The sequence below is a fragment of the Streptomyces sp. V4I8 genome (assembly GCF_041261225.1).
Taxonomy (GTDB): domain Bacteria; phylum Actinomycetota; class Actinomycetes; order Streptomycetales; family Streptomycetaceae; genus Streptomyces.
In genome coordinates, this window is record NZ_JBGCCN010000001.1 from 3,962,027 (window position 1) to 3,980,952 (window position 18,926).

The window sequence follows — 18,926 nt, forward strand, 5'->3', positions numbered from 1 at the left end:
CGCGCACGCTGTGCGGGGGCAACCCCGGGGGCGATCTCTGCGTCTTGAGGGCCGGGGTGCCCGAAGGGGGCGCGCGCATACACCGTAAAGTGGCACGACCGGTCAACCGGGCGCCGCGACAAGAAGGGGGAGGCGATCGGATGCCACACGCCGAGACAGCTGGCGTGGAGGCGACGCCGCGGACCCGCCTGCGCTGGTGGACCGAGCTGCCGCTGATACTGCTGGTCTACGCCTGCTACTCGGCGGGCCGCCTGCTCGCCCGGGGCGATGTCAGCCATGCCGTCGACCACGGCCTCGCGATCCTCGACATCGAGAAGGCCCTGCACCTCAACGCGGAGCACCCCCTCAACCGGCTCTTCACCAGCGAGCCCTGGCTCGGCGTGCCCGCCGACTTCTGGTACGCGTCACTGCACTACCTGGTCACGCCCGCCCTCCTGGTCTGGATCTTCCGGTCCCGCACCGTGCGCTACCGCGCGGCCCGCACCTGGCTGATGACGTCGACCTTCATCGGCCTGATCGGCTTCACCCTGCTGCCCACCTGCCCGCCCCGGCTGCTCGCCGAGAGCTACGGCTTCGTGGACACGATGGCCCAGTACAGCTCGTACGGCTGGTGGGGCGGCGAGGCCAGCGCGCCCCGGGGGCTCGGCGGCATGACGAACCAGTACGCGGCCATGCCGAGCCTGCACGTCGGCTGGGCGCTGTGGTGCGGGGTGGTGCTGTGGCGGTACGGCGGGACGCGCCTCACGAAGGTGGCGGCCGTCGCCTACCCCCTGATCACCACGATCGTCGTGATGGGCACCGCCAACCACTACTTCCTCGACGCGGCCGCGGGCGCCGCCGTGATGGGCGTCGGGCTGCTGCTGACGCCGTACGTGCTGCGGACCGCCGACCGGGTGCGGGCGCTGTTCGGGGCGGAGGCCGCCCCCGTCGCGACGGCCGGAACGGCCTCGGGCGGCAGGGTCGCGAAGGGGACGCGGGAGACCGTCACCGTGGCCTCCGACAACGCTTCTTCCTCAAATGTCAGTGGCGGATGCCAGACTTCCGCGGGTGAGCGAATTCCACGGCAGCGCGAGTCCCGGATCGGATCCGGAGCCGAGCCGAGTGCCTCCCCCAAGGACGCGGGGGACGGCGCTCCGGCACCGGCTCGCTGAGCTGCGCGGTCCCGACGTACCGGCCAAGGCGCTGGACGCGCGCGCCCTGGCCGCCCTCGCCGCCAACCCCGGCTGCAAGCGGCGCGCGATCCTGGACGGCGCCGGGGTGAACAAGGCGGCACTGGCGAGCGCGCTGGGCTCGCCGTCGGTCTTCGGGCAGTCGCAGTTCGCCTTCACACGCGGGAACGCCTTCGAGGCCAAGGTCAAGGCGGACGGCGGCGCGGAGCTGCTGCGGCTGGTGCACGAGAGACTGGACCGCACGGCCGAACCGCCCGCCCACGCGCGTGTGCCCGAGCTCACCGCGACCGGCCCCGAGGGCCGCACGGCCCGTACGGCACTGGCCCTGCGCGAGGCCACCGAAGCGTGCGGCGAGTGGACGCTGCTCGACCACCCGATGCTCGCGCTGGACGTCGCCGGCTCCCCCGCCTTCCTGGAGCCGGACGCGGTCGTCGTTCACCCGGACGGCAGCTGGACGGTCGTGGAGATCAAGTCCTTCCCGATGCTGGACGGTGCGGCGGACCCGGCGAAGGTCGGCGCGGCCGCGCGGCAGGCGGCGGTGTACGTGCTGGCGCTGGAGCAGATCGCCGCCCGGCTCGGCGCGGAGCCGGAGGGGCGCGCCGGTGTCGAGGGGACGAGCGCGCGGAGGCCCGAAGGGTCGAGCACTGTCGTCGCCTCGACACCGGCTGAGGCGCCCCGGAGGCGGAGCGCCTCAGACAGCGCCCCCACCCCGCGCGTTCGCCATCGGATCCTCCTGGTCTGCCCCAAGGACTTCTCCAACCACCCCACCGCCTCGGCCGTCGACGTCCGCAAGCAGCGTGCGGTGACCGCCCGCCAGCTGGCCCGCCTCACCCGCATCGAGGACATCGCCGACACTCTCCCCGACGGCACCTGCTTCTCCCCCGAGCTGCCCGCCGCCGACCTGACGGCAGCCGTCGAGTCGGTCCCGGCGACGTACGCGCCCGAGTGCCTGTCCGCCTGCGAGCTGGCCTTCCACTGCCGGGCCCGCTCCCGCGCGGCGGGGGCGGTGACGTCCCTGGGCCGTTCGGTACGGGCCGAGCTGGGCGACCTGACCACGGTCGAGGACGTCCTGTCGGCCGCCCGGGGTGAGTCGGGCGACCCGGACGACCCGGCGGTGGCGGCCCTGCGGCGCGCGGCACAGCTGCGTGCCGAGGCCCTCGGCCGGGAAGTCTCGGTCCTCGGCCGCGATGCCGACGCCCTCGGCCCGGAGGCGGTGGCCGCGTGTCACTGATCTCCACCCTCGCCCGCCTCGAAGCCGTCAGCACGGGCCGCGCCCAGCCCGCCGCCACCGTCCGCCACCGGCGCCTGTCCGAGCGGCCGCTGGTCTTCGTGCCCCTCACCACCGCCGGTGAGGCCGGCGCCCCGCTCGGCGCGCTGGTCGGCACGGACCGGGACGCCCCGCACCTGCTGGTCGTACCGCAACCGCGCGACCGGGACCTCAGGTTCACGTTCCTGTCCGAGCTGGCGGATGTCGTCCTGCCGTACATCGACGCCTACGCCGACGACGTGGAGGCCGCCGAGCGCAACGAGACCGATCCGGAGACCGGCAAGCGGGTCAAGGTCGAGGTCGAACTGTGCGCGGACGCCCCGCAGTTGATCGTGCCCAGCCGCGCGGGCATCGACTTCGTACGGCTCCTGGGCCGCTCGATGCGCTTCAGGCGTACGGCGGAACAGGACCCGGAGACTCCGTACCCCGCGCCTCCGCGCGTGCCGTTGCTCGGTCGCTGGCTGACCCACTTCGCCGAGCGGGCCCGCGTGCCCGGCTCCTCGCTGCTGCTGGCCATGACGGACGTACTGACCCGGCACTGGGCGACCGGCCAGTCCACCCTGGAGGACCAGCACCTCGGCGCGCTGCTCGCCTGGATCGCCCCGCCGGAGGGTGAGACGGGCGCCGAAGCGGCACTGCGGGCGGAGCTCGCGCGGGACCGGGAGGGCCAGTTGCTGTGCCCGCCCGCCGGTCCCGCCACCGACCCGGCGTTCGACAACAAGCTGCTCGCCCCCGCCATCGAGCGCTACGACCGCGCCCGTACCGCCCTCGCCGCCGCCGAGGACGGGCTGGAGGCCGACGACCGGCTCGGGGACCTCACCGCCGCCGAGCGGGAGCTCCGCGCCCTCGTCGAGAGCCGGACCCGGCCGACCTGGGACGCGGTGTGGCGTGGCCTGGACCTGGTGCGGGAGCTGCCCGAGGCCGGGCGGGTCGAGGAGCGGTGGACCCGCGACCGCTGGTCCTTCACCGGCCACCGCGACCGCGTCCTGGCCGGCGAGCCCCCGCAGCCGCGGCGCGACGACGCGGTCACCGCCGCCAACAAGCTCGCCGCGCGCGAGCGCGAGCAGGCCCGCCTGGAGGCACAGGAGGCGCTCGACGACCCGCTGGTGATGGCGGGGCGGCGGCTGTCCGGGGAGGCGTTCGCGGGCGAGGTCACCGAGGTCGTGATGGCGTACAACGAGGGCAAGCGGCCGAGTCCGCGCCCGCTGGTCACCGTCCGCACGGACGACCGGCCGCATCTGGGCGAGCGGGCCAAGGTGTTCCGCTCGCTGGGCGGGAAGCCCCAGTCGGCGGAGTTCGTCGGGTACGAAGGGGACGTCGAGGACGGGGGCGTGCTCGTGGTGCTGCGGGTGCTGGACAAGATGGGCCGCGGCAAGGAGCCGGAGGAGGGGTCGGTGCCGGAGAAGGGCGACCTGCTGTGCTTCACGCTGTTCGAGCACGAGCAGCGGGGCGGCGCGAAGCTGCCCGACCCGGAGCAGACGCCGTGGACGCACGGCGGGCCGCCCGGGGAGCAGGTGCCCGACGCCGCCGACGCCCTGACCGAGGAGGACGTGCTGTGACCGCGGTGTTCGACCCCGGTGCCGCGGCGGCCGAGGCCACCGACGCGATCCTCCGCGACACGCTGCACGGCACCGCGCGCGGCGTCGTCGTCGACTCCCCGCCCGGCGCCGGCAAGTCCACGCTCGTCGTCCGCGCGGCCCTCGAACTCGCCGACGCGGGGCGCCCGCTGATGGTGGTCGCGCAGACCAACGCCCAGGTCGACGACCTGGTGCTGAGGCTCGCCGAGAAGAATCCCGAGCTGCCGGTGGGCCGGCTGCACAGCAGTGACGCCGACCCGTACGACAAGGCTCTGGACAACCTGCCGAACGTACGCAAGTCGGCGAAGGCGGGTGACCTGGGCGGCCTCTCGATCGTCATCTCCACGGCGGCCAAGTGGGCGCACGTCAAGGTCGACGAGCCCTGGCGGCACGCGATCGTCGACGAGGCGTACCAGATGCGCTCGGACTCGCTGCTCGCCGTGGCCGGTCTGTTCGAGCGGGCGCTGTTCGTGGGGGACCCGGGCCAGCTGGACCCGTTCGCGATCGTGGGCAGCGAGCAGTGGGCGGGCCTGTCGTACGACCCGTCGGGCTCCGCCGTGACCACCCTTCTGGCCCACAACCCCGAGCTGCCCCAGCACCGCCTGCCGGTCTCCTGGCGGCTCCCCGCGTCCGCCGCGCCCCTGGTCTCCGACGCCTTCTATCCGTACACGCCGTTCCGCAGCGGGACGGACCACGGCGACCGCCGTCTGTCCTTCGCGGTCCCGTCGGACGGCTCGGGGCCCGACCGGGTGATCGACGAGGCGGCGGAGTCGGGCTGGGGACTGCTGGAGCTGCCCGCCCGGCACACCCCGCGTACGGATCCCGAGGCGGTCCGGGCGGTGGCGGCGGTCGTACGGCGGCTCCTTGACCGGGGCGGGGCGGCGACGTCCGAGCGCTCGCCCGATCCCGCGCCCCTCACCGCGGACCGGGTCGCGGTCGGCACGGCCCACCGGGACCAGGCGGCGGCCGTCCGTGCCGCCCTCGCCGAGCTGGGGGTGACGGACATCACCGTCGACACCGCGAATCGTCTGCAGGGCCGCGAAATACGACGTGACCGTGGTCCTTCACCCACTCTCCGGCCGCCCCGACGCCACCGCCTTCCACCTGGAGACGGGCCGTCTGTGCGTCCTGGCCTCCCGCCACCGGCACGCGTGCATCGTGGTGTGCCGGGCGGGGGTGAGCGAACTGCTGGACGACTATCCGTCGACGGAGCCGGTGCAGCTGGGGACGGTGGTGAAGTTCCCTGATGGTTGGGAGGCGAACCACGCCGTGCTCGCGCGGCTCGCGGAGCATCGGGTCGTGTGGCGGCCGTGAGCGGGCCTCCGAATCACGGGCCCGGTTCGGTGGTGGCTTGTGTGGGCCGGGCTCTACGTTCACTTGCGTGGGCGCGGGACAATGGACGGTGGACCGGTTCACTGGGGGTGCCCGGTTGCGGGGGCTGGTGGCCGGAAAGCAATGAGATCGGTGACGTACCAGTTCGGTGACGTAAGAGAAGGAGAAGACATGGCGGAGCCCACGCCGCGTCGGCACGAACCGCGGCTACGCCCCGCGCCCCTGCTCTTCGAGCCCGCGCAGGTGGCCGCCGACCCGGAGCACTTCTTCGACCTGGAGTCGATCGACGACCCGCGGGCACTGCTGGCGCGCGCGACCGAGCTGACGCAGGCGTTCCGGGCGGCGGCGGACCGTGCGGTGGAGTTCCAGGCCATGGCGGCGGCCCAGCTGGCCGATCCCCGGCGGTTCGACCGGCTCACACACGCCGATATCGCCGCGCAGGCCGAGTGGACCGAGGACTACGCCAAGAAGATGGTGGAGTTCGGCCGGGATCTGATGCGGGGGGTCGAGGGGCGGGGGCACGTCGACCCGGTGTGACCCACCCAGGTGCTCACCTGGGCACCCTCATGGCATATGCCGGGCGGGCAAGATACGCCCCGCCACCCCACCCTGTCCCGGTTTCCGGGAACTCTCGGGAACGGTCCGCTCACCGTCGGTAGATGTAGTTGCCATGAGCAGCACACGCAACGCCCCGTTCTCGCCCGCCTCCCTCACTGCGGACGGCGCCGCCTGGCTCGCCTCCGCAGAACCGTATCCGCGCAGCGCTCAGGCGTTGCGGGACGAGCGGCCGGCGGCCCCCGTCGTTCTGTCCTGCGGTTCCGTCTTCGACGTCGTGAGCGCGCCCGCGACCTTCGGGCGCCGGATGGCCGACCAGCTGTGGGAGGAGGGTCCCGGATCGGGGCCGGTGGCGATGTTCCGGGGCCGGATGCTGCTGTTCGCCGCGCCCGGCACGGCCCAGCGGCTGCCGTCGCTGCTGCGGTGGGAGGAACTCGGCCGCGCGGGCGACGTCCCGGCACTCCTGTGCCACGGCACCGGAGACGCGGTGACCGTCCCCGGCCGGTCCGGCTCCGACGCCCCCTCCAGTGGCCGCTGGCTGGTCGCTCCGGACACCCGTCATCCCTGGTTGCCGGGCCCCGAGGTGCTGCTCTGGGCGGCCGTCCGGGCGGCTCGCGCTGCCGTTCGGATATCGATTTTTCCCCACCCCGATCAGGATGCTAAGGTCTACGACGTCAGCAGGCGCCGCTAGCTCAGTTGGTTAGAGCAGCTGACTCTTAATCAGCGGGTCCGGGGTTCGAGTCCCTGGCGGCGCACAGACAGTGAAAGCCCCTCGCGGAAGCGAGGGGCTTTTCGCATGCCCCCGGCGCGCAACCCGCTCGCCGGGCGCACAACCGGCCGGCCCGGCACACAACCGGCTCACGGCACGTACCGCTACCGCCCCGGCACACCACCGGGCACCAGGCGTGCCCGTACCACCCCGGCGCACACCCCATCCGCCACGCAACCCGGCACTCGGCGCACGCGCTACCCGATCGCCGTGATCTTCACCGTCCACGCCCCCGAAAGCGTGCGCCCCTCCACATCCACCCGCACCCCCTCCTCCGGCACCGTGAAGCTCTCGCCGAGCCCGACCGGCGCGTCCGCGAGCGGCGGATAAACGGACTCCTCCCAGCAGGCCTCGCTGCGCGGATGGGCGTCGACCACCTCGACCGGTCCGCCGCCGGACTCGGTCTGACTGCGCACCCGGTACACCAGCACCCCCTGCCGGCAGGTCCGCAGGTCGTTGCCCACCGGGCCGCGCACCTCGAAGGCGAGGGCGCTTTCCGGGCCGGTGGGGACCACGGCGAGCTTGGTGCCGTTGCCCAGCCCGAAGCCCGGTACCCCGCCGTACGCCCCGGACGTGCCGTACGCCCCGGACGCGCCATGCGTACCGAAGGCGGCATCCGCGTCGAACGCGCCCCGGGACCCGAAGGCGCCGGGTGACCCGGCCGCACCCGTCTGGGCCGGGATCCCCGGGGCCGCCGACAGCGGCTCCAGCGTCAGCCGCACCGGCCCGCCACCCCGGCCCTGCACGCACACCACCTGCCGCGGCTCCAGCCACCCCAGCTTCCACTTGTGCCAGCCGAACAGATCCGGTGCCATGCCGAACTGGCTGCCCATCAGGTCCCAGTCGCCGACGTAGGTGTCCCAGTCGCCCTTGCCGTCCACCGGGCGGTGGTACAGGTCCGGCAGGTCGAAGACATGGCCGGTCTCGTGGGCCAGGACCAGCCGGTCCGGCGGATGGTTCTCGAAGACGGTGACGACGCGCCGGATGTCCGTGCCGTCGGCCCGCAGCGGGGCGTCCAGGTTGACGACCTTCGTGGCGTCCGAGTCGACGCCGGGCGCGTCCGGGTCGGCGACGAAGTAGACGATGTCGTAGCGGGAGAAGTCCACCTGCCGGTCCGCCGCGGCGAGGGCGTCCCGCAGATAGGCGGCGCGGTCGGTGACGCGCCAGTCACGCTGTATGGCGTACGCCGTGGACGGCCGCGGCATGCGGATCCACTGCCGGAGCGGATGCGGGCGCAGGGTGAACCGGCCGTAGGAGGCCCGTTCGAAGAAGCGGGTGGTGGCCGGGAAGTGGTCGGCCGTCAGTTCGGCGGGTGTCGTCTGGGGGGCGGAGTCCGGAAAGGACAGGAACACCATGACCGCGTCGAGCCGCCGGGTCGGGCGCGGATAGGCGGCGTTCCAGGTGTCCAGGCCCTCGGAGTGGTGGGCCGCGGTCCGCTTGAGTGCGCACGGCGCCGTGTCGAACGGCTCGGCGACCGAGGGGCCGGCGACCAGGGAGGTCGCCGCGAGCGCCGACATCGTGGTGAACACCGCCGCGGTACTGCGCAGTCGGTGCCGGTCCCGCAGCAGGCCCGTCCCACGGAGCAGGGGGAACTGACGCGGCACGGGGACCTCCGGGAGCGGTTCACGGGACACCGCACCCAGCCTGTGTCGGATTGTCGTACTACGTCCTGTTCAGCTGCACCAGACGGGTGAGAGAAGCGAGGGATCGCCAGAACCGACACCCCCGAATCGCTCACGGAACGTCACAACTGGTCGGGGGTTCGAAGAAGCTGTCCAGGTGCGGGCAGAAACGATCTGTCAGAAGCGCGCGCCGCGTGGGAACACTGAACAGTAGGTGGAAGGCCTCAGGGCCAGCCTCTATGATCGGCACACTTTCCTGACACTTTCCTGCACGGACACGGCCCGCAGGGGGCACGCCCATCCACCGGCCGACCATTCCGATGAGACCCATCCGAAGATCGAGTGCACTGCGGGAGCGAGCGGTGAGCGGAACGTCCGAATGGCCGACGCACGCGGCAGACCTCATCGGGGTAGCCGTCACAGAGAGTAACGCGCAGTCATCCCCCGGTACGGGATCGACGCCCTGTCCCTATTCCTCCGCGTTCTCCGCCGCCCCCCTGGCGATGGCCGTGGTCGACCGCGAGGGCCTGGTGACCGGCGCCAACGCTTCCTTCACCGAACTGCTGGGTACGCCACCGGGCGCACTGACCGGGGCCGTCGCCGCCGATCTGGTGGACCTCCCCTCCGACGCGCGCGCCTGGCACGCGTACCGCGAGGTGCTGCGCGGCAGACAGGCCCGACTGCGCTGCACACGACGCCTGAAACACCGCGACGGACACTCCTTGTGGGTCCAGGTCACGGTCGCGCCGCTGCCCGACGAGGAGACCGGCGGCGTCCTGCTCTCCGTCGCCGACATCAGCGATCACCGTGAACTCCAGGCGCGGCTGCGCCACTTGGAGATGCACGACCCGGTGACCCGGCTGCCCAACCGCAGCCTGTTCTTCGAGCGCCTATCGGCCGCGCTGGAGGTGGAGTCGTACGACGAGAGCGGCACCACCGGCCGAATCGGCCTGTGCTACCTGGACCTTGACGGCTTCATGGCGATCAACGACACCCTCGGCCATCGCGTCGGCGACAAGTTGCTGGCCGCCGTGGCCGAACGGCTCACGCACTGCGCCGAGGAGGCGGGCCACGCCAGATCCATCCCGCCCCTGGTGGCCCGGCTCGGCGGGGACGAATTCGCCCTGCTCGTCGAGGACTCGACGGGCACCGAGCAACTGGCCGACCTCGCCGAGTCGGTACTCGAATCCCTGCGGGCACCCTTCGACCTGGGCGGCCGGCGCCTGTCGGTGTCGGCGTCGATCGGCGTGGTGGAACGCCAGGCGGCCGGCACCACTCCCACCGCCCTGATGGCGGCCGCCGACACGACGCTGTACTGGGCGAAGGCCGACGGCAAGGACCGCTGGACGCTCTTCGACCCCGAACGCAACGCCCACCTCATGACCCGCCAGGCCCTCGCGTCCACGCTCCGCCCCGCCATCGAGCGCGGTGAGTTCGCCCTGGAGTACCAGCCGTTGGTCAGCATGGAGGACGGCCGGCTGCGCGGTGTCGAGGCGCTTGTCCGCTGGAATCATCCTCAGTTCGGCGTACTGGCGCCGAATCGGTTCATCGGACTGGCCGAGGAGGACGGTTCCATCGTGCCGCTCGGCCGCTGGATCCTGGCGACCGCCTGCCGCCAGGCACAGGCCTGGCAGGTGGCGCACCCCGACGAGCCGCCGATCTTCGTGAGCGTGAACGTCGCCGTCCGCCAGGTCTGGGACTCCGACCTGGTGGCGGACGTCGCCCGGATCCTCGACGAGACCGGACTCGCCCCGCATCTGCTCCAGTTGGAGCTGACCGAGTCGGCGGTGATGGGCTCGGCGGGACGCCCGATCCAGGACCTCCAGGCGCTCAGTGACATGGGCGTGCGCATCGCGATCGACGACTTCGGCACGGGCTACTCGAACCTCGCGTACCTGAGCCGGCTGCCGGTCTCGGTCCTGAAGCTGGACGGTTCCTTCGTACGCGGCTTCCAGTACGAGAGCGACAACAACGCGGCCGTCCCGCCGAATCCGGCCGACGAGGTCGTCGTCGAGGCGATGATCGATCTGGCCCACCGGCTGGGGCTGACGGTCACCGCGGAGTGCGTGGAGACCCTGGCGCAGGCCTCACGGCTGCGGCGGATCGGGTGCGACACCGGACAGGGGTGGCTGTACTCGCGGCCGGTGTCGCCGGATCGTATCTCCGAGTTGCTGGGTGTGCGGGTCTGACGCCCCAGGGAGGGGGGCGGTCAGGTGGTCGGCAAGTCGTAGGCGTCCGCTATGAGTTCGTACGAGCGCAGGCGTACGTCCATGCCGGGGGCGTTGCTCGTGATCATCAGCTCGTCGGCGCCGGTGCGCTTGTGGAGGTCGTCGAGGCCGGCGCGGACCTCGTCGGGGGTGCCGTGGACGACGTTGGCGTTCCAGGAGTCGGCGAACTCGCGCTCCAGCGGGGTGAATTCGTAGGCCTCGGCTTCCTCGGGGGTGGGGATGAGGCCGGGGCGGCCGGTGCGCAGGCGGATCATGCTGAGGGCGGCGGCCTTGACCTGGCGGCGGGCCTCCTTCTCGTCGTCGGTGGCGAGGGCGGAGACGCCGATGAGGGCGTACGGGCGGTCGAGGACGGCCGAGGGCCGGAAGGACTCGCGGTACAGGTCCAGGGCCGGGACGGTGTTCTGTGCCGAGAAGTGGTGCGCGAAGGCGAAGGGCAGGCCGAGGACCGCGGCCAGGCGGGCGCTGAAGCCGGAGGAGCCGAGTAGCCAGATCGGGGGGCGGTGCGGGGACTGGACGCCGCCGGGTGAGGTCGCCTGGACGGGGCCGGGGACGGCGTGGATACGGCGGTAGGGGTGGCCGTCCGGGAAGTCGTCGTCGAGGAAGCGGGTGAGTTCGGCGAGCTGCTCGGGGAAGTCGTCGGCGCCCTCGTTGAGGTGATCCGTGCGGCGAAGGGCGGCGGCTGTGGCGCCGTCCGTGCCGGGGGCGCGGCCGAGGCCGAGGTCGATGCGGCCGGGGGCCATGGCCTCCAGGGTGCCGAACTGTTCCGCGATGACGAGCGGGGCGTGGTTGGGGAGCATCACGCCGCCGGAGCCGAGGCGGATGCGGGTGGTGTGGGCGGCGATGTGGGCGAGGATCACGGCGGGGGACGAGGACGCGACGCCGGGCATGGAGTGGTGCTCGGCGACCCAGTAGCGGTGGAAGCCGCGGGACTCCGCGAGGCGGGCGAGGTCGACGCTGGTGCGGAGGGCGTCGGTGGCGGTGTGTCCGGCGCTGACCGTGACCAGGTCGAGTACGGAGAGGGGGGCCGGGGCGGTGCCGTGTGGGGTGCCTCGGGTCTCGTCTGCCGGCACTTGTGCCTCCTGCGTTTGCCGTGTGGTGTGCGATCGGCGTTAACAGGAGGGGGGCTCCGGTTTATTCCCTCGCCCCCGCCGCCCCTACCCGTCCCATCCCTTGAAGGGGATCACTCCCTTCGACCCCGCCAGGGGGCTGCCGCCCCCTGGAGCCCCGCTTCGGCCCGAAGGGCCTCGTCCTCAAACGCCGGACGGGCTGAGAATGCCTACACCTGCACGATCGGCTCCCTCGTGAACAGTGAGCCCAGTTCCGGGGCGTTCACGCGGCGGTCCGTGAGCCTGAGGGCCTCCCAGACCGTTACCTGGTTGGCGGTGAGGACGGGCTTGGAGAGGTGTTGTTCCAGGGCGGGGAGGTGGGAGGCGGTGTGCAGGGCCGTGTCGGGGAGGAGGATCGCCTCGGCGTCGGGGTGGTCCGCCTCTCGCGCCAGGGCGAACAGCTCCTTCTCGCCCCAGGTGCCGACCTCGGCCGCGGTGATGATGCCGGAGCCGCGGACCGACACCACCTCCGTGCCGGCCGCGCGGAGGAACTCCGCGAAGAGTCCGGCCACGTCGTCCGGGTACGTCGCGCCGATCGCCACCCGCCGCACCCCGAGTTCCTGGACCGCGTGCGCGAAGGCGAAGGACGTCGACGACGCCGGCATGCCCGCCGTGACGGCGAGGCTGCGCACCTGCTCGTGGGCGCCCTCCCAGCCGTAGACGAAGCTGCCGCTCGTGCACGCCCACACCACCGCCTCGGCGCCGGTCAGCCGCAGCGCCTCCACGCCCTGCGCGAGCCGCTCCGCCGAGCCCATCCGCAGCAGCGCGTCCACCCGGTGCGCGTCCTCGCCGATGTCGGTGTGCACCAGGTCGAGCCGGATGTCGCTGGCGAGCAGCTGTTCGATGCGTGGGTAGTCGTCCTCCGCCGAGTGGCCCGGGTAGAGAAATCCGAGTGCGGTCATGTCAGCCCTTCTGCTGCTCGCTGCTTGCCTGCTGGTGCCTGCTTCTCCTACTGCTGTTCCTGCTCAGGTACATCCGGTACCTCCGGAAGTGCCGCACCGCCACGCGCCTGCGGGTCGATCCGTGCCGCCGGGTCGATCAGCGCCTGGTACGGCCCCACCGCGCGAGTACCCAGTCGGCGCAGCGCAGCCCACATCGTCACCTGGTTGGCCGAGATAACCGGTATGCGCAGTTCCGCCTCCAGTTGGGGGATCACGTCGTAGGTGGGGAGATTGGTGCAGCTGATGAAGAGGGCGTCGGCGTCGCGGCGTACGGCCTGGCGGGCCATGTCGGCCACATCGCGGTACGGCACCTTCCAGATGTGCCGGGTCAGCCCCATGAAGGCGCACCCGGTGACCACGGTCCCCGCCTCCGCGACGTACTCCTCCAGCGCCCGCGTGACCGACACGGTGTACGGGGTCACCAGCGCGACGCGTCGTACGCCGAGTTCGGTGAGGGCCTCCAGCAGCGCTCCGGACGTGGTGACCGCCGGTATCGCGCCCGCCCGGGTCATCGCCTCGCACATCGCCCGCTCGCCCGCGATGCCGCCGACGAAGCTGCCGGAGGTACAGGCGTAGGCGACCACCTCGGGCGCGATCGCGGTCAGGGTGCGGACGCCGTCGCTCAGCGTCTCGTGTTCGCTGACGAGGCGGGCCAGATCGAGGCTGACCTCGACCGGCACGTAGGGCGTTCGGGTCAGGTGCAGCGAGACCTCGTCCGGCACCCAGCGCCAGAGCTCACGGTCCAGCGCGAAGTCGAAGGGAGCGACGACTCCGACCCCACGCTGGGGTCGAGGTCCGCCGAGGAAGGAGATGTCCAGGCTGCTCATGGCAGGCACCGCCCTCACTACGAGATACGGGTGAGCAACGGACCGTACGTACGCCCGTGTTGACGAAGGTAGGTTCGGGTGCGAGCGTGGTCAAACCTCGCATGTCAGACGGCCGTCCCTGCCGGTGGAACGCCGGGGAACGGCCCCGCACACCCCGGGAGAACGCCCCGCGCACAACCGACGAACGCGCGCACACAGATCTCCGACAGCCCCCGCCCCGACCCACAGACCTCCGACAGACACCCCCGCCGACCCCGGAGAGACGCCCCGCATGACCGCACCGACCCCCGGTCCGCCGCCCGCCTCCGACGCCCCGCCCACGCTCCTCGTCCTCGACGACGATCCCCTCCCCCGCCTCGGCCGCCTCACCGGCCGCGCCCGTGTCGAGCACGCGGACGAGACCACCCTGGCCGAGCGGCTGCCGCACGCGGACGTGCTCCTGGTCTGGGACTTCACCTCGCACGCCGTGCGCCGAGCCTGGCCCGGCGAGGGACCGCGGCCCCGCTGGGTGCATACGGCGAGTGCGGGCGTGGACCATCTGATGTGCCCGGAGCTCACCGCGTCGGACACCGTGGTCACCAACGCGCGCGGGGTGTTCGACCAGCCGATCGCCGAGTACGTCGCCGCGCTGGTGCTGGCGATGGCGAAGGACCTGCCGAGAACCCTGGAGCTGCAGGGCGCCCGGGAGTGGCGGCACCGTGAGGGGCAGCGGGTCGGCGGCACGCGTGCGTGCGTGGTGGGGTCCGGGCCCATCGGGCGGGCGATCGCCCGCACACTCAAGGCCCTGGACATCACCACCGCGCTGGTCGGCCGGGCCCCTCGTACCGGCATCCACGGTCCCGAGGACCTCGACCGGCTGATCGCCCGCGCCGACTGGGTGGTCGCGGCCGCGCCGCTCACCGAGCAGACGCACGGCATGTTCGACGCCCGTCGCTTCGGCGTCATGCAGCCGTCCGCGCGGTTCATCAACGTCGGGCGCGGACAGCTCGTCGTCGAGGACGCCCTGGCCGACGCCCTCACCAAGCGCTGGATCGCGGGGGCGGCGCTCGATGTCTTCGAGCATGAACCCCTCACTCCCGACAGCCCGTTGTGGGACGTCCCGCATCTCATCGTGTCGCCGCACATGAGCGGGGACACGATCGGCTGGCGGGATGAACTCGGCCGTCAGTTCGTGGAGTTGTACGAGAGGTGGGAGGCGGGCAGGCCACTGCTGAACATCGTCGACAAGCAGCGCGGGTACGTACCCGGACGCTGACGTCTACGGCTGGAGGGCGACGCATGACGGATCTGACCGAACTGACCGCCGTACAACTCCTCGACGGGTACCGGAAAGGGGAGTTCAGCCCCGTCGACGCCACCCGGGCGACCCTGGAGCGGGCCGAACGGATCCAGCCGGAGGTCAACGCGTTCGTACGCCTCACCGCCGACGAGGCCCTCGAACAGGCCGGCGCGTCGGCCGACCGCTGGCGGCGCGGCGAACCGGCCGGGCTCCTCGACGGGGTCCCGGTCACCGTGAAGGACATCCTGCTGATGCGCGGCGGACCGACGCGGAAGGGCTCGAAAACGATCTCCGACACCGTCTCGGAGAAGGGCCGCTGGGACGAGGACGCCCCCTCCGTGGCCCGGCTGCGCGCGCACGGCGCCGTGTTCCTCGGCAAGACGACCACCCCCGAGTTCGGCTGGAAGGGCGTCACCGACTCGCCCCTGGCCGGCGTCACCCGCAACCCGTACGACCCGACCCGCACCGCGGGCGGCTCCAGCGGCGGCGCGGGAGCCGCGGTGGCGCTGGGCGCGGGGCCGCTCGCGCTCGGCACGGACGGTGGCGGGAGTGTGCGTATTCCTGCCGCCTTCTGCGGAATCTTCGGCCTGAAACCGACGTACGGCCGGGTCCCGCTGTACCCCGCGAGTGCCTTCGGCACGCTGGCGCACGTCGGCCCGATGACCCGTGACGCGGCCGACGCGGCCCTGCTCCTGGACGTCATCGGTACGCCCGACTCCCGTGACTGGTCGGCGCTCCCGCCGGCGCCGGGCTCCTTCGCGGCGGGGCTGACCGGCGGGGTGCGCGGTCTGCGCGTCGCCTACTCGCCCTCCTTCGGCGGTCAGGTGGCGGTGCGTCCGGCGGTCGCGGCGGCGGTGCGGCGGGCGGTGGAGCGGCTGGCGGGGCTGGGGGCGTACGTCGAGGAGACCGATCCCGACTTCACCGATCCGGTGGACGCCTTCCACACCCTGTGGTTCACGGGGGCGGCCCGGGTGACCCAGCATCTCGGGCCGCACCAGCGGGAGTTGCTCGATCCGGGGCTCCGGGAGATCTGCGATGTCGGTGGCCGTCTCACCGCGCTCGACTATCTGGCCGCCGTGGACGTGCGCATGGAACTCGGCCGCCGCATGGGCCGCTTCCACGACACCTACGACCTCCTCGTCACCCCGACCCTCCCGCTCACGGCCTTCGAGGCGGGCGCCGAGGTCCCGAAGGGCTCGGGGCATCGCAGGTGGACCGGCTGGACGCCGTTCACCTACCCCTTCAACCTGACCCAGCAGCCGGCGGCCACCGTCCCCGTCGGCACCGACGGGGACGGCCTGCCGATCGGCCTGCAGCTCGTGGCCGCCCGGCACCGGGACGAACTCGTCCTGCGGGCGGCGCACGCGCTCTACGAGGCCGGGATCGCCGGGCTCACGCCCTCCGGAAGCTGAGGGACTCCCCCAGCGCCCCGGACCGCCACAGGTCGTTGCAGCCCTGGGCCATCTCCTCCAGTCCCTCCACGATCTGGCCCCAGACGATGCCGGGCACCCAGCCCACGTCGCCGTTCAGGAGCAGGTTGTTGCGCTCGTAGAACAGGGCCAGGTCGACCACCGTCGTGCCGGGGCGGACCTCACGGTCGTAGCCGTAGGACTTGCTGCCCAGTTCCGTGCCGGCGAAGGCGAAATAGCACAGATCGCCCGGGATGGGGGTGACGGTCGGGTTTTCCAGGGGCGGCTCCGTTTCCGCGAAGGGCGGGAAGAGGGCGTAGATCTCGTTGCGGGCGTATTTCGCGTGGTAGACGTCGCCGGTCAGGGGCAGGGCGTCCCAGACGGCCGCGCAGGTGAGCGGGGCGCGGTCGTCCAGGAGTTTGGCCGTGCAGTGGATGCCCCGCTTGACCAGCGACACCTCGATGAACCGTTCAGTCATGCACTCCAGGGTGCATACATCGCATGGTCTCGGGTAGCCGCGCCGCCATGGCTCCACCTACGGAACATGTCGAAACACATGTCGGACACAGATCGGGCACTCCCACCCGCTCGGGCACCCCCACACGCCGGTCGCTGCTCGCGGGGGTGGCGGCGCTCGGCGCGCTGGGCGCGGCAGGCTGCTCACGCGTGGCCACGGCCTCCACAAAGGAAGGCGGCGAGCTGCTCGACCGGCTGCGCGCCGCCGGCGTCGTACGGCTCGGGATCGCGGGCGAGATCCCCTTCGGGTACATCGACACGAACGGTGAACTCACCGGCGAGGCGCCCGAGCTGGCGCGGGTCATCTTCAAGCGGCTCGGGGTGGACCGGGTGCAGCCCGTGCCCACCGAGTTCGGGTCGCTGATACCCGGGCTGCGCTCGCAGCAGTTCGATGTCGTCGCCGCCGGGATGTACGTCAATCCCGAGCGCTGTGAGCAGGTCATCTTCTCCGACCCGGACTATCAGATGCTCGACTCCTTCATCGTGCGCAAGGGCAACCCCAAGGACCTGCACGACTACAAGGACGTCGTCGAGAAGAAGGCCAAGTTCGCCACCGGGACCGGCTACGCCGAGATCCAGTACGCCATCGAGGCGGGGTACAAGGAGAGCGACATCCTCATCGTCCCGGACCAGGTCGCGGGGCTGAACGCGGTCGAGGCGGGGCGCGTGGACGTCTTCGCCGGTACGGCGCTGACGACCCGCGAGGTCGTCAAGAAGTCGGCCAAGGCGGAGGCCACCAAGGCCTTCGCGCCCCTCGTCGGCGGCAAACCGCACGTCGACGGCGGCGCGTTCGCCTTCCGGCCGAGCGAGACCGCGCTGCGGGACGCCTTCAACGTCGAGCTGCACAAGCTCAAGAAGAGCGGCGAGCTGTTCCGCATCCTCAAGCCGTTCGGCTTCACCGAGGCCGAGATGACCGACCTCACCGCCAAGGAGCTGTGCGGAGGGGGGACGGGCTGATGACCTCGGGACTCTGGGAACTCGTACTCAACGGGATATGGGTCACCGTCCAGTTGCTGGTCCTGAGCGGACTGGTGGCCACGGCGGTCGCCTTCGGGGTCGGCGTGGCCCGCACCCACCGGCTGTGGATCGTCCGCTTCCTCGCGGGCGTCTACACCGAGGTGTTCCGCGGGACCTCCGCCCTGATCATGATCTTCTGGGTGTTCTTCGTGCTGCCGGTCGCGTTCGGCTGGCAGCTGGTCCCGCTGTGGGCCGGCACCCTCGCGCTCGGGCTGACCTACGGGGCGTACGGCGCCGAGATCGTGCGCGGCGCCCTCAACTCGGTCGACCCGGCGCAGCGGGAGGGCGGGATCGCGCTCAGCTTCACGCCGTGGCAGCGGATGCGGCTGATCCTGCTGCCGCAGGCGGTGCCGGAGATGATCCCCTCCTTCACCAACCTGCTGGTGGAGCTGCTCAAGGGCACCGCGCTGGTGTCCGTGATGGGCATGGGCGACCTGGCGTTCAGCGCCAACCTGGTGCGCCTCGCGCTGCAGGAGAGCACGGAGATCTACACGTACGTGCTGCTGATCTACTTCGTCATCGCGTTCCTGCTCACGCGCGGGATGCGCGGACTGGAACGCAAGCTGAAGGCCGGTGTCGGCAAGCCGGTCGGGCGCACGGCCGACCAGGAGCTGCACCGTCCTGAGACGACCGGCGTGGGCGCGGGAGGTTCTTTCTCATGACCTGGGACTGGGGCGCTGTCGCCGACTTCATGCCGAGCTTCTGGGACGGGCTGCTGCTCACGCTGCAGATCCTGGCCCTCGGTTCGCTGATCTCGTTCGCGCTGGGTCTGGTGTGGGCGCTGCTGATGCGCACGCCGACCCGCTGGGTGCGCTGGCCGGTCGGGGCGGTCACGGAGTTCATCCGCAACACCCCGCTGCTGGTGCAGCTTTTCTTCTTCTTCTACGTGCTGCCCGAGTGGGGCCTGACGTGGCCGGCGCTGACCACCGGCATCTGCGCGATCGGGCTGCACTACTCGACGTACACGATGCAGGTCTACCGCGCCGGCATCGAGGCGGTGCCCGCCGGCCAGTGGGAGGCCGCGACGGCGCTGAACCTGCCGGTGACCAGGACGTGGCGGGTGGTGATCCTGCCGCAGGCGATCCGCCGGGTCGTGCCGGCCCTCGGCAACTACGTCATCGCGATGCTCAAGGACACGCCGATCCTGATGACGATCACGGTGATGGAGATGCTCGGCGAGGCGCGGCTGTTCGCGCAGCAGAACTTCCAGTTCACCGAGCCCCTGACGGTCATCGGTGTGGCCTTCATCCTCATCGCCTATCCGGCCTCCCTTCTCGTACGAGCCCTGGAGCGACGCCTTGTCAGCTGACAC

Annotated in this window: 16 protein-coding genes, 1 tRNA gene and 1 pseudogene; 13 read left to right on the forward strand and 5 right to left on the reverse strand. The window is 71.9% G+C overall.

The genetic code is table 11. From position 1 onward, the window contains the following. The first annotated feature begins 140 nt into the window (after positions 1-140). The 7 genes and pseudogenes from ABIE67_RS17960 (at position 141) to ABIE67_RS17990 (ending at position 6,655) form a co-directional block, all read left to right on the forward strand. Positions 141-1,151, forward strand: coding sequence for a phosphatase PAP2 family protein (locus tag ABIE67_RS17960; protein ID WP_370258470.1), 1,011 nt, complete (start codon positions 141-143; stop codon positions 1,149-1,151). Beyond that, the gene (locus ABIE67_RS17965; RefSeq protein ID WP_370258473.1) at positions 1,102-2,400 is read left to right on the forward strand and encodes a hypothetical protein; all 1,299 of its coding nucleotides are present in this window, start codon (positions 1,102-1,104) and stop codon (positions 2,398-2,400) included. Before ABIE67_RS17960 ends, ABIE67_RS17965 begins: the two co-directional genes overlap by 50 nt. After that, positions 2,391-3,995 carry a hypothetical protein gene (locus ABIE67_RS17970; RefSeq protein ID WP_370258477.1) on the forward strand — a complete coding sequence of 535 codons (1,605 nt, stop codon included), beginning with the start codon at positions 2,391-2,393 and terminating at the stop codon, positions 3,993-3,995. The genes ABIE67_RS17965 and ABIE67_RS17970 overlap by 10 nt, the downstream gene beginning before the upstream one ends. Beyond that, positions 3,992-5,327: pseudogene (locus ABIE67_RS17975) on the forward strand (AAA family ATPase). The gene ABIE67_RS17970 and the pseudogene ABIE67_RS17975 overlap by 4 nt, the downstream one beginning before the upstream one ends. 189 nt (positions 5,328-5,516) lie before the next feature. Continuing rightward, a complete protein-coding gene (locus ABIE67_RS17980) occupies positions 5,517-5,882 on the forward strand; it encodes a hypothetical protein (protein WP_370258481.1) in 366 nt (121 codons plus the stop codon). Positions 5,883-6,015: 133 nt separating this feature from the next. Further along, positions 6,016-6,591, forward strand: coding sequence for a hypothetical protein (locus ABIE67_RS17985; protein WP_370258485.1), 576 nt, complete (start codon positions 6,016-6,018; stop codon positions 6,589-6,591). Continuing rightward, a tRNA-Lys gene (locus ABIE67_RS17990) sits at positions 6,582-6,655 on the forward strand. Before ABIE67_RS17985 ends, ABIE67_RS17990 begins: the two co-directional genes overlap by 10 nt. A 211-nt stretch (positions 6,656-6,866) precedes the next feature. Here ABIE67_RS17990 and ABIE67_RS17995 read toward each other — a convergent pair. Then, the gene (locus ABIE67_RS17995) at positions 6,867-8,303 is read right to left on the reverse strand and encodes a M6 family metalloprotease domain-containing protein (RefSeq protein ID WP_370258489.1); all 1,437 of its coding nucleotides are present in this window, start codon (positions 8,301-8,303) and stop codon (positions 6,867-6,869) included. A gap of 350 nt (positions 8,304-8,653) precedes the next feature. Here ABIE67_RS17995 and ABIE67_RS18000 point away from each other — a divergent pair, with 350 nt between their 5' ends. Next, complete coding sequence (locus ABIE67_RS18000) at positions 8,654-10,480, forward strand: putative bifunctional diguanylate cyclase/phosphodiesterase (protein ID WP_370258492.1); 1,827 nt, start codon at positions 8,654-8,656, stop codon at positions 10,478-10,480. Positions 10,481-10,500: 20 nt separating this feature from the next. Here ABIE67_RS18000 and ABIE67_RS18005 read toward each other — a convergent pair whose 3' ends face one another. The 3 genes from ABIE67_RS18005 to ABIE67_RS18015 form a co-directional block, all read right to left on the reverse strand. Beyond that, positions 10,501-11,589 (reverse strand): LLM class flavin-dependent oxidoreductase, encoded by a 1,089-nt coding sequence (locus ABIE67_RS18005; protein ID WP_370258495.1) that lies wholly within the window; start codon positions 11,587-11,589, stop codon positions 10,501-10,503. Between the two features lie 206 nt (positions 11,590-11,795). Then, entirely contained in the window at positions 11,796-12,527 is a 732-nt protein-coding gene (locus ABIE67_RS18010) for a decarboxylase (RefSeq protein ID WP_370258499.1), read from the reverse strand. Between the two features lie 47 nt (positions 12,528-12,574). Beyond that, on the reverse strand, positions 12,575-13,384 hold the full coding sequence (locus tag ABIE67_RS18015; protein ID WP_370268696.1) for an aspartate/glutamate racemase family protein: 810 nt from the start codon (positions 13,382-13,384) through the stop codon (positions 12,575-12,577). 280 nt (positions 13,385-13,664) lie between these two features. On the opposite strand from ABIE67_RS18015, the gene ABIE67_RS18020 reads away from it, so the two are divergent. Then, on the forward strand, positions 13,665-14,648 hold the full coding sequence (locus ABIE67_RS18020) for a D-2-hydroxyacid dehydrogenase (RefSeq protein ID WP_370258502.1): 984 nt from the start codon (positions 13,665-13,667) through the stop codon (positions 14,646-14,648). Positions 14,649-14,671: 23 nt separating this feature from the next. Beyond that, the gene (locus ABIE67_RS18025; RefSeq protein WP_370258506.1) at positions 14,672-16,084 is read left to right on the forward strand and encodes an amidase; all 1,413 of its coding nucleotides are present in this window, start codon (positions 14,672-14,674) and stop codon (positions 16,082-16,084) included. On the opposite strand, the gene ABIE67_RS18030 is transcribed toward ABIE67_RS18025, so the two are convergent. Then, the gene (locus ABIE67_RS18030; RefSeq protein ID WP_048587305.1) at positions 16,065-16,559 is read right to left on the reverse strand and encodes a DUF3830 family protein; all 495 of its coding nucleotides are present in this window, start codon (positions 16,557-16,559) and stop codon (positions 16,065-16,067) included. The genes ABIE67_RS18025 and ABIE67_RS18030 overlap by 20 nt on opposite strands. 47 nt (positions 16,560-16,606) lie before the next feature. On the opposite strand from ABIE67_RS18030, the gene ehuB reads away from it, so the two are divergent. The 3 genes from ehuB to ehuD are packed head-to-tail and all read left to right on the forward strand — an operon-like array spanning position 16,607 to position 18,923. Then, complete coding sequence (gene ehuB / locus ABIE67_RS18035; RefSeq protein WP_370258510.1) at positions 16,607-17,554, forward strand: ectoine/hydroxyectoine ABC transporter substrate-binding protein EhuB; 948 nt, start codon at positions 16,607-16,609, stop codon at positions 17,552-17,554. Further along, positions 17,554-18,276 carry an ectoine/hydroxyectoine ABC transporter permease subunit EhuC gene (ehuC, locus tag ABIE67_RS18040; RefSeq protein ID WP_370258513.1) on the forward strand — a complete coding sequence of 241 codons (723 nt, stop codon included), beginning with the start codon at positions 17,554-17,556 and terminating at the stop codon, positions 18,274-18,276. The genes ehuB and ehuC overlap by 1 nt, the downstream gene beginning before the upstream one ends. Then, positions 18,273-18,923: an ectoine/hydroxyectoine ABC transporter permease subunit EhuD gene (ehuD, locus tag ABIE67_RS18045; protein WP_370258515.1), complete on the forward strand. Its 651-nt coding sequence runs from the start codon at positions 18,273-18,275 to the stop codon at positions 18,921-18,923. The genes ehuC and ehuD overlap by 4 nt, the downstream gene beginning before the upstream one ends. Positions 18,924-18,926 lie beyond the last annotated feature (3 nt).

Coding starts and splice junctions, on each gene's coding strand:
- ABIE67_RS18025 (WP_370258506.1), top strand. CDS start 14,672: ATGACGGATCTGACCGAACTGACCGCCGTACAACTCCTCGACGGGTAC.
- ABIE67_RS18020 (WP_370258502.1), top strand. CDS start 13,665: ATGACCGCACCGACCCCCGGTCCGCCGCCCGCCTCCGACGCCCCGCCC.
- ABIE67_RS17960 (WP_370258470.1), top strand. CDS start 141: ATGCCACACGCCGAGACAGCTGGCGTGGAGGCGACGCCGCGGACCCGC.
- ehuD (WP_370258515.1), top strand. CDS start 18,273: ATGACCTGGGACTGGGGCGCTGTCGCCGACTTCATGCCGAGCTTCTGG.
- ABIE67_RS18030 (WP_048587305.1), bottom strand. CDS start 16,559: ATGACTGAACGGTTCATCGAGGTGTCGCTGGTCAAGCGGGGCATCCAC.
- ehuC (WP_370258513.1), top strand. CDS start 17,554: ATGACCTCGGGACTCTGGGAACTCGTACTCAACGGGATATGGGTCACC.
- ehuB (WP_370258510.1), top strand. CDS start 16,607: ATGGCTCCACCTACGGAACATGTCGAAACACATGTCGGACACAGATCG.
- ABIE67_RS18010 (WP_370258499.1), bottom strand. CDS start 12,527: ATGACCGCACTCGGATTTCTCTACCCGGGCCACTCGGCGGAGGACGAC.
- ABIE67_RS17985 (WP_370258485.1), top strand. CDS start 6,016: ATGAGCAGCACACGCAACGCCCCGTTCTCGCCCGCCTCCCTCACTGCG.
- ABIE67_RS17980 (WP_370258481.1), top strand. CDS start 5,517: ATGGCGGAGCCCACGCCGCGTCGGCACGAACCGCGGCTACGCCCCGCG.